Source organism: Gemmiger formicilis (assembly GCF_016901605.1).
Classification (GTDB): Bacteria; Bacillota; Clostridia; order Oscillospirales; family Ruminococcaceae; genus Gemmiger; species Gemmiger formicilis_B.
This window is the reverse complement of record NZ_JACJKP010000085.1, coordinates 1-11,974: the sequence shown is the minus strand read 5'-3', so window position 1 is coordinate 11,974 and position 11,974 is coordinate 1. Positions and strand designations below refer to the sequence as shown.

General features: G+C 52.9%; 13 protein-coding genes and 1 riboswitch. All 13 genes read left to right on the top strand.

The genetic code is table 11. From position 1 onward, the window contains the following. A partial coding sequence (locus H6B10_RS08175) for a methylenetetrahydrofolate reductase (RefSeq protein ID WP_204651140.1) occupies positions 1–192 on the top strand: 192 nt, incomplete at its 5' end. Further along, positions 192–857 carry a methionine synthase gene (locus tag H6B10_RS08170; protein ID WP_204651139.1) on the top strand — a complete coding sequence of 222 codons (666 nt, stop codon included), beginning with the start codon at positions 192–194 and terminating at the stop codon, positions 855–857. The genes H6B10_RS08175 and H6B10_RS08170, both read left to right, overlap by 1 nt. 23 nt (positions 858–880) lie before the next feature. Continuing rightward, positions 881–3,283 carry a homocysteine S-methyltransferase family protein gene (locus H6B10_RS08165; RefSeq protein ID WP_345941719.1) on the top strand — a complete coding sequence of 801 codons (2,403 nt, stop codon included), beginning with the start codon at positions 881–883 and terminating at the stop codon, positions 3,281–3,283. Between the two features lie 62 nt (positions 3,284–3,345). Next, positions 3,346–3,545: riboswitch (cobalamin riboswitch) on the top strand. A 31-nt stretch (positions 3,546–3,576) separates the two neighbouring features. Then, the gene (locus H6B10_RS08160) at positions 3,577–4,779 is read left to right on the top strand and encodes an ABC transporter substrate-binding protein (RefSeq protein WP_345941718.1); all 1,203 of its coding nucleotides are present in this window, start codon (positions 3,577–3,579) and stop codon (positions 4,777–4,779) included. Next, positions 4,776–5,867, top strand: a complete 1,092-nt coding sequence (locus H6B10_RS08155; protein ID WP_204651138.1) for a FecCD family ABC transporter permease — start codon at positions 4,776–4,778, stop codon at positions 5,865–5,867. Before H6B10_RS08160 ends, H6B10_RS08155 begins: the two co-directional genes overlap by 4 nt. After that, positions 5,864–6,649 (top strand): ABC transporter ATP-binding protein, encoded by a 786-nt coding sequence (locus tag H6B10_RS08150; RefSeq protein WP_243427314.1) that lies wholly within the window; start codon positions 5,864–5,866, stop codon positions 6,647–6,649. The genes H6B10_RS08155 and H6B10_RS08150 overlap by 4 nt, the downstream gene beginning before the upstream one ends. Next, positions 6,646–7,413: a sirohydrochlorin cobaltochelatase gene (locus H6B10_RS08145; protein WP_204651137.1), complete on the top strand. Its 768-nt coding sequence runs from the start codon at positions 6,646–6,648 to the stop codon at positions 7,411–7,413. Before H6B10_RS08150 ends, H6B10_RS08145 begins: the two co-directional genes overlap by 4 nt. A 3-nt stretch (positions 7,414–7,416) precedes the next feature. Further along, positions 7,417–8,553 carry a cobalt-precorrin-5B (C(1))-methyltransferase CbiD gene (gene cbiD, locus H6B10_RS08140; RefSeq protein ID WP_204651136.1) on the top strand — a complete coding sequence of 379 codons (1,137 nt, stop codon included), beginning with the start codon at positions 7,417–7,419 and terminating at the stop codon, positions 8,551–8,553. Continuing rightward, on the top strand, positions 8,538–9,245 hold the full coding sequence (gene cobI / locus H6B10_RS08135) for a precorrin-2 C(20)-methyltransferase (protein ID WP_204651135.1): 708 nt from the start codon (positions 8,538–8,540) through the stop codon (positions 9,243–9,245). The genes cbiD and cobI overlap by 16 nt, the downstream gene beginning before the upstream one ends. 3 nt (positions 9,246–9,248) lie before the next feature. Beyond that, positions 9,249–10,010: a precorrin-4 C(11)-methyltransferase gene (gene cobM, locus H6B10_RS08130; protein WP_204651134.1), complete on the top strand. Its 762-nt coding sequence runs from the start codon at positions 9,249–9,251 to the stop codon at positions 10,008–10,010. After that, complete coding sequence (locus tag H6B10_RS08125; protein WP_204651133.1) at positions 10,007–10,993, top strand: cobalt-precorrin 5A hydrolase; 987 nt, start codon at positions 10,007–10,009, stop codon at positions 10,991–10,993. The genes cobM and H6B10_RS08125 overlap by 4 nt, the downstream gene beginning before the upstream one ends. After that, positions 10,983–11,720 (top strand): precorrin-3B C(17)-methyltransferase, encoded by a 738-nt coding sequence (gene cobJ / locus H6B10_RS08120; protein ID WP_204651132.1) that lies wholly within the window; start codon positions 10,983–10,985, stop codon positions 11,718–11,720. Before H6B10_RS08125 ends, cobJ begins: the two co-directional genes overlap by 11 nt. Beyond that, positions 11,717–11,974 (top strand): precorrin-6A/cobalt-precorrin-6A reductase (locus H6B10_RS08115; RefSeq protein WP_204651131.1); only part of this gene is annotated, 258 nt, incomplete at its 3' end. The genes cobJ and H6B10_RS08115, both read left to right, overlap by 4 nt.

Below are 11,974 nucleotides of genomic sequence, written 5' to 3'. Positions count from 1 at the left end.
CCTTCGGAGTTTACACGGATGATTTCCCGTTGGCAGGATGACCCGGCTGCCTTGTATGACGCAGGTATTGACTATTCCATTCGTCAGCTTCGTGATTTGATTGAGGGCGGTGCGGATGGTGTGCACCTGTATGCTATGAATGATGCTGCAGTAGCCGAAAAGGTCTACGAAGGCATTCGGGATCTTCTGTAATGGTACGGGCGAAACCGCAAGCCATCGATCGTGCCGTGGCGCTCCGCTATATGGGGGCATCCGGCTGGCAGCCGGATGATGCGTCCTCGGCCCTATTGGACCGCGCCGAAAGCAGACTGCTGCAAACCGCGGTGCCACGTGCCGCCTGGAAAAAACTGCCCCGTACCTCGTTGCCGCTGAAGGATTGCGGCAGTGATCTTATACGTCACCTGCAAGGGTGTGAAGAAGTTTTGGTTTTGGTAGCCACTTTGGGCAGTGAAGTGGATACGATGTTGCGGCGGTTTGAATTGACAGACATCGCCATGGCGGCCACTGCGGATGCAATGGCTTCTGTGATGCTGGAACAGGTATGTGACGATCTGGAACAGGAACTGCGGGCAGAACTGAAAGCGCAGAACCTATACCTGACAGGGCGTTTTGCCCCCGGGTACGGGGATTGTCCTTTGACACTCAATGATGAAGTATGCCTGGCCGCAGACAGTGTTCGCGGATGCGGTGTGGCCGTAACAGCGGAACACTTGCTGGCACCGCGTAAAAGTACCACGGCGATTTTGGGCGTGGCAGATCACCCCGTTACCGGCACATTGGCAGGCTGCAGTACCTGCCACCTGCGGGAAACCTGCGTTTTCCGCAAGAATGGAACAACTTGCTTTACCTCGAAATAAATTGTGGATGAGAGGAATTGTTTGTGCGAATCGAATCGATCTTGGACCGCCGCCGTTTTGTCTTTCTGGATGGCGGCATGGGAACACAGCTGCAAAAGCGCGGGTTAAAACCCGGCCAGAAACCGGAACTGGCCGCACTGGAAATGCCGGAAATTCTGACGGAAATCCATGCGGAGTACGTTGCAGCAGGAGCGGACCTTTTGTTGGCCAATACTTTTGGTGCCAACGCCCGCAAACTGACCGGAACCGGTTATACCGTAGCACAGGTGGTCGAGGCATCCCTGGCATGTGCGCAGTGTGCGGCAAAAAACAAAGACGTGCTGGTAGGCCTGGATATCGGGCCGCTAGGGGAACTGCTTGCTCCGGCCGGTACATTGTCATTTGAGGATGCGTATGCTTCATTTGCCGAAATTGTCCGGGCTGGGGTGCAGGCGGGGGCAGATTTTGTTTTTCTGGAGACCATGACCGATCTCTATGAACTCAAGGCTGCTATTTTGGCAGCAAAGGAGCAGAGCAGCCTGCCGGTGTTTGTTTCCATGAGCTTTGAAGGGCGGGGACGTACGTTTACGGGCTGCACCGTAGAAAGCTACGGCGTGACGGCGGCCGGATTGGGAGCAGATGCCATTGGCATCAACTGTTCTTTGGGACCGGCTGAAATCCTGCCCTTTGCGCAGCGCCTTTGCCGTACAGTCCCCGCGCATATCCCCGTTTTTGTAAAACCCAACGCCGGATTGCCGAACCCGGACGGTTCTTACAATCTGGATGCGGACGAGTTTGCCCGGGAAATGAAGGCTTATGCATCGATTGGTGTATCCATGGTGGGTGGTTGCTGTGGAACTACGCCGGAGTATATCGCCAAATTGCGTGAGGTTTTTGCATCGCAGGTCCCTGCGCAGAAGATTCCACTGCAGCGGAGCTGTTTATGCACGCCGGTTCGTTTTGTGGAAGTAAACGGTATCACGGTCGTGGGAGAACGCATCAATCCAACCGGCAAAAAACGCCTGCAGCAGGCTTTGCGGGAAGGAGACAGTGCGTACCCCTGTTCACAGGCAGTGGCACAGTCTGAGGCCGGTGCCGAAATACTGGACGTAAACGCCGGTTTGCCGGGAATTGATGAAGCCGCCACATTGGAACGCCTTGTAAAGGATCTGCAGGCTGTGACAGATTTGCCGCTTCAGTTGGATTCCTCCAATCCGGAAGCGCTGTCGCGTGCTTTGCGTATTTACAATGGCAAGCCGATTGTAAATTCCGTTAACGGTGAGCAAAAAACGTTGGATGCGATTTTGCCGCTATGCAAAAAGTACGGCGCCGCTGTTGTAGGTTTGACATTAGATGAAAAGGGAATTCCCACAAGTGCAGAAGCACGATTTGCCATTGCCGAACGGATCGTACAGGCTGCAACGGCGGCGGGAATCCCCAGAGAAGATATCTACATTGACTGCCTGACGCTGACGGCCAGTGCACAGCAGGAAGGTGCGGTACAGACATTGGAAGCTCTGACCCGTTGTAAACGGGAACTGGGAGTCCGCACGGTTCTGGGTGTTTCCAATATCAGTTTTGGCCTGCCTTGCCGCAGCTATCTGAATACCACATTCCTGACAATGGCAATGGCAGCAGGGCTGGATTTGGCCATTATGAATCCCAATACGCCGGAAATGATGGCAGCTGTGCGTTCTTACCGTGTTTTGACCGCGCAGGACAAGCAGAGCGCTGACTATGTGGCTGCCTATGCGGATGTGCAGATTCAGAGCCAGCAGATCAGTAAGAGTACACCGGAAAACAGGAAGACATTGTCTGCTACGGAGGATGCACTGTTTGAGGCTGTGCGGCGTGGCCTGAAAGAGGAGGCACGAACTGCGGCAGAAGCAGCGCTGGCCTCCCGGGAGCCGCTGGATATGGTAAATACCTCGTTGATTCCGGCGCTGGATGTGGTAGGCGACGGCTTTGAAAAAGGAACAATCTTTTTGCCGCAGTTGCTGCAGGCCGCTACGGCAGCACAGGCGGCTTTTGAAGCTGTCAAAGCAAAGATTGCCGCGCAAGGAAAACCAACATCCTCTAACAAAGGAAAAATCGTTGTGGCAACTGTCAAGGGCGACGTACACGATATCGGAAAAAATATTGTGCGTGTCATTCTGGAAAATTACGGCTATGATGTATTGGATCTGGGCCGGGATGTGCCGCCGGAACGTGTGGTGGAAGCTGTGCGTACAACAGGGGCTAAGCTGGTAGGCTTGTCGGCTTTGATGACCACGACTGTCCCGAATATGAAAGCGACGATCGACGCATTGCATACAGCAAAATTGGATTGTAAGGTATGGGTCGGAGGCGCCGTGCTTACTCCCAGCTATGCAAAAGAAATCGGAGCGGATTTCTTCTGCAAAGATGCAAAAGCCAGTGCCGATCTTGCCAAACAAATTCTGGGCTGATAAAAACGGATAAAACCAAACGCCGCCCCACTTGCGGGGCGGCGTTTTTTATGGTATTCTGATACAATAAAGCATCCAAAGGTGCCCGGAGCCTGTTGGGCTGGCCGGGAGAATAGGGAAACAGGTGCAAAACCTGTGCGGGACCGCCGCCGTAATGGCTGAGCCTGAACCTGACTGCAAGTCACTGCATATTTGTGTGGGAAGACCTGGGTTTGGGTTATGACGCCAGAGCCGGAAGACCTGCCTTGGGATTCATACTGTCGGGCATGGCAGCTTTTTGAGCGGCTATGCCAGTGGACAGAACCCGTGCTGCGGACGGACCAAACGTTTGGGCGGAAACAAAAGTACATTACAATAGAGGTGTGCTTTGTTTTGGTATGGGTCTGTTCGGTTCTTGCAGCCGGAACAGGCCTTTTCTTTTTGGTCAATGGGCAAAAAGGAAAGAGAAAAAGGAGAAAATTATGCAAAGAAAGAACGCGGCGGCTATATGTCTGACTCTTTGTGCTGCTCTGCTTTGTGCCTGCGGCGGAGCAGTCCCCACTGCCGAAACGCAATCCGCCGGGTCTACCGTTTCGGGGACGAGTGAAAGCGCAGAAGCATATCCGGTGACCGTCACCAACTATAACTATGCAGGGGAAGAGGTGTCTTACACATATACACAGGCACCGGAACGCGTAGTAGCGGTATATCAAGGTTCTATTGAAACGATGATTGCATTGGGGCTTGAGGATCATGTGATTGCCAGTTACGGTCTTGATAACGAGGTCAAGGAAGAGTGGCAGGCTGGTTTTGCTGATATGAATTACCAGGAATCCGTGTTTGCGCCGGACAAAGAAACCGTTACTCTTTTGCAGCCGGATATGATCCTTTCCTGGGGTTCCCTGTTCAGTGACAAAATGCTGGGGGATGTTTCTTATTGGAACGAAAAAGGGGTGGCGACCTATATGAATTCCAATACCAGGCCTGGAACGCATGCCCGTACGTTGGAAAACGAATATACGGACATTTTGAATCTCGGGCGTATTTTTGGCGTGGAAGAACGAGCTGCCGCCATTGTGGAAGAAATGCAATCCAAAATCAATCAGACATTGGCGGCGGTTCAGGGAAATGCCCCTGTACGGGTCGCAGTCGTTGAACCGATGGGAAGTACGATCAGCAATTATGGCGCCAATACACTGGCAGGGGATATGGTGACGCAACTCGGTGGAACGCTGGTTCATCCGGACGGCAATGAGATAAGCAAAGAAGATCTGCTTGCGTGTGACCCGGATGTGATTTTTGTGGTGTATATGGCGTATTCAGGCGATGATCCGGAGCGTGTAAAGGCTGACCAATTGGCTGTAATTGAGTCGGACCCTGCGCTGAGCAGTTTGTCTGCGGTGAAAAACCGGCGTGTATGTCTGGTCATGCTGGGAGATATTTATGCAGCCGGGCCGCGCGCAATGGACGGAATCAGCACCTTGGCGGCAGGAATGCATCCGGAGTACGCAGCATGAGGACATTGAAGGAAAATCAAAAGCTGCGGATGGATTGGGCTGGTGCGGGAGTGGTCTGGTTTCTTGTCTTACTGCTGGCGGTTTCTTTGACCGCAGCGGTTACTTTCGGAACCATGTCGCTTCCGATTCGCGACGTATACGGCGTCCTGTATTACAAAGCAGTACATTTTTTTCTGGGGGCAGAAGTACCGACACAATGGGCAGAAGGTTCGGCTCTGCATGATGTAGTATGGCTGATCCGACTGCCTCGACTTGTACTCGGAGCCGCAGTCGGGGCTGCGCTTGCACTGTGCGGTGTGGTTATGCAGGCAATTGTAAAAAATCCTCTGGCGGACCCGTATATCCTGGGAATTTCTTCGGGCGCATCTCTGGGGGCGACACTGGCCACCTTGTTCAGTATCTGTGCCGTATGGGGAACAAAATCTGTTGGAGTGATGGCTTTCGTCGGAGCTTTGATGATTTCCTGTGCCGTATTGTTTCTTGCAAACCTCGGGGGCAGAGCAACGGCGGTAAAATTACTGTTAGCCGGTTCGGCACTTTCGGCTGTATGCAATGCCTTTTCTAATTTTGCGATCTATCTGCGCAATGATGATCACGCACCGTCGCAGATTATTCGCTGGACAATGGGGGGTTTGGGGGCTGCCAACTGGCAGGATAATCAGATTTTTGTATTGGCTGTGCTGGCGGGGACGCTGTTTTTTATAACACAGTGTCGTACACTGAATTTAATGCTGCTGGGGGATGATAACGCTGTAACCCTGGGGACCGATTTGCATTGGCACCGTATAGCGTATCTTTTGGTTACTTCTTTACTGATCGGTTTGGCAGTCTATAATGCAGGAACCATTGGTTTTGTAGGACTGGTGGTCCCCCATGGTGTAAGGCTACTTTTGGGCACGGATCATCGACGGCTGATCCCTGTTTCGGCGCTGGTTGGTGCCATTTTTCTGGTTTGGGCCGATGTAGCTTGCCGGACGGTATTACCCGGTAATGAAATTCCCATCGGAATTTTGACGTCCATGGCTGGTGCACCGGTATTTTTGTACTTGATGGTACGGCACCGTTATGGATTTGGAGGCTCGGAATGATGTGGCAGGTAGAAACCCGGAATCTCGCCATGAAACTGGGTGGGCAGCAGATTTTAGAGCATATTCATGTGACTGCAGGCAAAGGGCAGGTTGTTGGGATTATCGGACCAAACGGCAGCGGAAAAAGTACACTGCTCAAATGCATTTATCGAGTGTTGCAGCCTACCGATGGTGCCGTTTATTTGCAAGGCCGGGAACTGGGGCAGTACACAGTGCGGCAAAGCGCCAAAACGCTGGCGGTAGTAGCCCAACACCACGGATATGGTTTTGATTTTACGGTGCGGGAAATGGTCCTTATGGGGCGCAGCCCTTATAAACGTTTTCTGGAACAGGACAACTTGCAGGATTATGAAATTGTAAGCGAGTCACTGCGTATGGTTGGACTCGAAGCAAAAGCGGAACGTATTTTTTCTACGCTCTCGGGTGGGGAACAACAGCGTGTGATTTTGGCACGGGCTTTGGCGCAGCAGACACCCTGCCTGATTTTGGATGAACCCACCAATCACCTGGACATTCAATTTCAGCTGCAAATGATGGAATTGATCCGAAATATTGGAAAAACTGTTCTGCTGGCTGTGCATGATCTGAATTTGGCAGCCGCATACTGTGACTATTTGTTTGCATTGCAGGATGGCCATCTAGTAGGTAGCGGAACCCCAACCGATTTGCTGACACCGGAATTTATCGAAAAAGTGTACGGCGTTCATGCACGGGTGGGAACAGAGGAAGATGGAACGCCCTACATCGTATACCGTACCGCAAGGAAGGAGAAAAACGTATGAAACAAGCGCTGGTTTGTGCCAGCTTTGGCACGACCGTCGAGAATGGTCGGTTGGATCTGCTCTCGGTGGAAAACGCGCTGCACGATGCTGCAGGAAATTGCGAATTTGCTTGTGCGGTAACCAGCCGTGTGATTCGTAAAAGACTGGCCATGCGAGGGCAAATGACGGAAAGCCTGCCCGAAGTTCTGCAAAGGCTATGCGACGCAGGTTATACAGAAGTAGCTGTGCAGCCAACGCACTTGCTTTACGGGTATGAATACGATAAAATAAAGGCCGAAATTGCCCCATATAACGACCGATTCAACCGCTTGAAGCTGGGAGAGCCTCTTCTGGCCAATACGCAGGATCTGCAGAATGTGGCAGTCGCATTGGCTCAAAGTTACCCCCGGCAAGACGCGGAAGCATTGGTTTTGATGGGGCACGGAACGGAACACTTTGCAGGGGTGGTGTATCCTGCGCTGCAAAGTGTTTTCGCTTTACAGGGCCGGCCGGATGTGTTTGTGGCCACTGTGGAAGGTTGGCCGCTTCTGTCTCAGATAATTCCGCAAATTCAGGCGGGTGGTTACCGAAAGGTTCATTTAGTACCGTTGTTGCTGGTGGCCGGTGATCATGCATGCCACGATATGGCGGGAGAATCGCCGGACAGCTGGAAAAATCAACTGGAATCGCTTGGTTTTACGGTGCGTTGTACGCTGAAAGGGCTGGGACGTCTGCCCGCTGTTCAGCAGTTGTACTGTGCCAAGCTAAATAAGATGCTGGAGTGAGCCATGGCTTTTGAACATTCCATACGAAGCGGTCAGCGTCTGCTGCGCTGCGGCTATACAACGGGAACGTGTGCTGCACTGGCGGCACAAGGCGCAGCGCGTTTACTGCTGACTGGCAAGGCACCGGACTGCCTGACCGTACTGACTCCCAAAGGATGGGAGGTATCGGTTTCTCCCTCAGAGTGCCGCTGGCAGGAGGAACAGGCCGTATGCAGTGTGGAAAAAGATGCCGGTGATGACGCGGACGTGACGGATGGTCTGGCGATTACCGCTACAGTGACCAGATGTAAAACATCGGGGATTACCATAGATGGCGGTAACGGTGTGGGGCGTGTTACAAAGCCGGGGCTTGATCAGCCGGTGGGAGCAGCAGCCATTAACCGTGTGCCCCGGCAAATGATCGAACAGCAGGTGAAGCAAGTTTGCCAGGAAAACGGGTATACCGGAGGCCTGAAAGTAATCATCAGTATCCGTGGTGGAGAAGAAGCCGCGCGCAGGACCTTTAACCCACAGCTTGGCGTCGAGGGTGGGCTTTCGATTCTGGGAACTTCCGGCATTGTGGAACCTATGAGTGAGCAGGCCATTGTTGATACCATTGCCTTGGAAATCCACCAGCATGCGACGCTATCCAAACGGTTGATTCTAACGCCCGGAAATTATGGATCGGATTTTCTGCATACACAGGGATGGGATGCGTGTGGAGTACCTGTTGTGAAATGTTCCAATTTTCTGGGGGAGGCTCTGGACTGCGCAGCGGTGGAAAAAGTAGAGCAGCTTTTGTTTGTGGGCCATATAGGCAAACTGGTAAAAGTGGCAGGCGGGATTATGAATACCCATTCCCGCTACGCCGACTGCCGTACCGAGATTTTTTGCGCGCATGCCGCTCTTTGCGGAGCAACAACGCAGACCTGCTGTGCCTTGATGGGGGCGGCAACCGCCGATGCATGCCTGGAAATTCTGGAAAGGGAACACCTGCGGGAGCCGGTTATCAATTCTATTTTGCAGGCGATGCAAACACATCTGCAGCGCCGTGTTGGGGATGGCTGCACCATTGGGGCTGTGGTTTTCTCCAATCAATTCGGTTTGTTGGGAATCACCCGGCCAGCTAAGGAGATATTGCAACAATGGCAGAAAAAATGATGAACCGGGGAATTTTGTACGGGGTCAGCGTAGGACCGGGGGACCCGGAGCTGATGACGCTGCAGGCTGTTCGGAGGCTGCAAAGCTGCCCTGTTATTGCAGCGCCGCAGACCAAAAGCGGGCAGATGCTGGCGTTGGATATCGCTTGCGGAGCGGTTGACCTGAATCATAAAGTGATCGTACCGCTTCATTTCCCCATGAGCCGCGATTCTGCGGTTCTGGATAAAGCCCATAAAGAAGCTGCAGAAACGCTCCGCCAATATCTGGATGCCGGGCAGGATGTGGCTATGCTGAACCTGGGAGATGTATCGGTTTATGCAACATTCGGATATCTGCAGGAACTTCTGCAGGCACAGGGATATATAACAAAAATGCTGGCAGGTGTTCCAAGTTTTTGCGCGTCGGCGGCAAGGCTGAATCAATCACTGACCGGGGGCATGAATCAACCCTTGACCATTGCGCCGGGTGGTGCTGCTGACAGTGTGCTGGATGGTCCGGGCAGTAAGGTTTTGATGAAAACAGGCCGCCAGTTACCACAGACGTTGGAAGTACTGGCTGCCCATGGAAAACTTGAAAAGAGTGCCATGGTGTGTAATTGCGGATTGCCCAATGAAGAAGTGTGGCCGGATCTTTCTCTTTATGATGCCGAAAGACAGGCCGGCTATTTTGCAACGATCCTGGTAAAGGAGTAACAGATGATTCATTTTGTGGGAGCGGGGCCCGGAGCACCGGATCTGATCACGATGCGTGGCGCGGAATTGCTGCGCAAAGCCGATTGTATTATCTATGCAGGAAGTCTTGTTAATCCGGCGCTGCTGGCGCTGGCCAAAGAAGGCTGTTCCATATACAACAGTGCCGAGATGACACTGGAACAGGTCCTGGATGTGATGCGGGCAAAAGAAAATGCAGGGCTGGAAACGGTGCGGCTGCATACCGGTGATGCCAGCATTTATGGCGCCATACGGGAACAAATGGACTCTCTGGATCGTTGGGGCATTGCCTATGATGATACACCGGGGGTGTCCAGTTTTTGCGGTGCGGCAGCTGCGCTGCATGCAGAATATACCCTGCCGGGAATCAGCCAGACCGTGATCATTACCAGAATGGCAGGCCGCACCCCGGTCCCGGAAGCGGAAACACTGGAGAAACTTGCCAGTCATGGCGCCAGTATGGTGATTTTCCTTTCCGCTGGTATGCTGCCTGCAGTACAGGATGCATTGCTGCGAGGAAACTATACCGAGCAAACCCCTGCAGCGCTTGTGTACAAAGCCACCTGGCCGGAGGAAAAAGTGGTGCGCTGCACATTGGGAACCTTGGCAAAGTGCGGGACTGAATATCATATTACAAAAACAGCTTTAATTCTGGTTGGGGACTTTTTAAGACCGGACTCCTATGACCGGAGCAAATTGTACGATCCTGGTTTTACAACAGAATTCAGGAAGGGGCGCCCGGAATGAGTGTGGCATGCCTTGCTTTTACGGAAAAAGGCTTTTTGCTGGCGCAAACTCTTGCCCGGGAGCTGGATGGAACGGCGGAGCGGAGCGGTCGCCCTTATACATTACAGCAGTGGACTCAACAACACTTTTTGCAAGAGCGAGCCCTGATCTACGTGGGTGCTGTAGGAATTGCTGTACGCGCAATTGCCCCTTATTTGCAAAGCAAGGCGGTAGACCCTGCGGTGGTTGTAGTGGATGAGTGCGCCCGTTTTGCACTCCCGATTTTATCCGGGCATCTGGGCGGTGCAAACGATCTGGCACGCAAGGTGGCAAAAATTTGTGGTGCAATGCCGGTCATCACCACCGCAACCGATACCAATGGCATTTTTGCTGTGGATGAATGGGCACGTCGGCAAAACTGTGCTGTGCTGCACACCGCATGTATCCGAAAGATTTCCGGAGCCTTGCTGGCTGGTGAAAAGGTACGCATAAGAACGGAAATCCCTGTTTGCGGCAATCCGCCATCGGGTATTGAAGCCACGGAACAGGACCCGTGTGATGTATATGTAGGATTTGCACCGCAGCCGGAATCGGTTCTGTGGCTTGTGCCAAAAGTAGTGGTGCTGGGGGTTGGGTGCCGTAAAGGCATTTCTGCCGAGATACTGGAGCAGGCGTGGGAACGTCTTGCCATACCGGAGCAAGCAGTCTGTCAGGTTGCCAGCATCGATCTGAAAGCGGCAGAACCGGGGCTGCAGGAATTTTGCCGTCGCCATGGCTGGGAACTCGAAACCTACAGTGCAGTTCAATTGGCACAGGTCGAAGGAAAATTCTCGGCTTCCACTTTCGTCAAACAGGTGACCGGAGTGGATAATGTCTGCGAACGCGCAGCAATTCTTGCCAGTGGAGGAACTCTGCTGCACCGTAAAATGGCAGGTGGCGGTGTGACATTGGCGGCGGCAGTCAGGCCGTATCAATTGGATTGGAGATTTCATAATGAGTGGTAAAGTGTTCGTTGTAGGGCTGGGTCCTGGAAACGAAAGTATGTTGACCGGGCAGGCCCGTGCGGCATTGGCTGCGGCAGATGTACTGTGCGGATATACGGTGTATGTGGAGTTGGTAAAACCGCTGTATCCGGAAAAAGAAATATATACCACTCCTATGCGTGGTGAAATGGATCGTTGCCGTTGGGCGCTGCGAGCCGCTTGTGAAGGAAAAACAGTAGCGATGGTTTGCAGCGGTGATGCAGGCGTATACGGCATGGCTTCACCCGTTTTGGAACTGGCCAAAGAATACCCGGAGGTTGCCGTTGAAGTAGTGCCCGGCGTTACGGCAGCACTTTCAGGGGCAGCGGTATTGGGTGCCCCGCTTGGCCACGATTTTTGTGTGATATCCCTTTCTGACCTGTTGACCCCCTGGTCTCAAATTGAAAAAAGACTCCAGTGTGCAGCAGTGGGAGATTTTGCACTTTGCCTGTATAACCCGGCGTCACATCGGCGCAAGGATCATTTGCAGCGCGCAGTGGATATTCTTTTGGCTGCGGGAAAGGCGGAACATACCCCTTGTGCAGTCGTGCGCAATATAGGGCGTCCGGGTCAGGCTGCAGAGTTTTATACGCTAGAAACATTGCGGGATGCATCGGTGGACATGTTCACGACGGTGTTTATCGGCAGCAGCACAACCGTTCAGCAAGGCGGATGGCTCATCACGCCGCGGGGGTACCACAAACCATGAATGTGGTGGTTTTCTCTGGAACTACAGAAGGCAGGGCGCTTTCATATGCGCTGGCAGAGCTGGGGGCACAGGTAACAGTTTGCGTTGCCACTGAATATGGCAAAATCGATCAGGGATTTTGTCCGGGAATTCAGGTCAAATCCGGACGGCTGGAACAGGCAGATATGATTCCGGTTCTGCAAGATAAGACGTTATGTATTGACGCCACACATCCCTACGCCACACAGGTGACTCAAAATATCCGGGAAGCGGCT

Bases quoted from the DNA above. Each gene is read 5' to 3' on its own strand.
- H6B10_RS08170 (WP_204651139.1), top strand. From the start codon at position 192: ATGGTACGGGCGAAACCGCAAGCCATCGATCGTGCCGTGGCGCTCCGC.
- H6B10_RS08155 (WP_204651138.1), top strand. From the start codon at position 4,776: ATGAGGACATTGAAGGAAAATCAAAAGCTGCGGATGGATTGGGCTGGT.
- H6B10_RS08150 (WP_243427314.1), top strand. From the start codon at position 5,864: ATGATGTGGCAGGTAGAAACCCGGAATCTCGCCATGAAACTGGGTGGG.
- H6B10_RS08145 (WP_204651137.1), top strand. From the start codon at position 6,646: ATGAAACAAGCGCTGGTTTGTGCCAGCTTTGGCACGACCGTCGAGAAT.
- cbiD (WP_204651136.1), top strand. From the start codon at position 7,417: ATGGCTTTTGAACATTCCATACGAAGCGGTCAGCGTCTGCTGCGCTGC.
- cobI (WP_204651135.1), top strand. From the start codon at position 8,538: ATGGCAGAAAAAATGATGAACCGGGGAATTTTGTACGGGGTCAGCGTA.
- cobM (WP_204651134.1), top strand. From the start codon at position 9,249: ATGATTCATTTTGTGGGAGCGGGGCCCGGAGCACCGGATCTGATCACG.
- H6B10_RS08125 (WP_204651133.1), top strand. From the start codon at position 10,007: ATGAGTGTGGCATGCCTTGCTTTTACGGAAAAAGGCTTTTTGCTGGCG.
- cobJ (WP_204651132.1), top strand. From the start codon at position 10,983: ATGAGTGGTAAAGTGTTCGTTGTAGGGCTGGGTCCTGGAAACGAAAGT.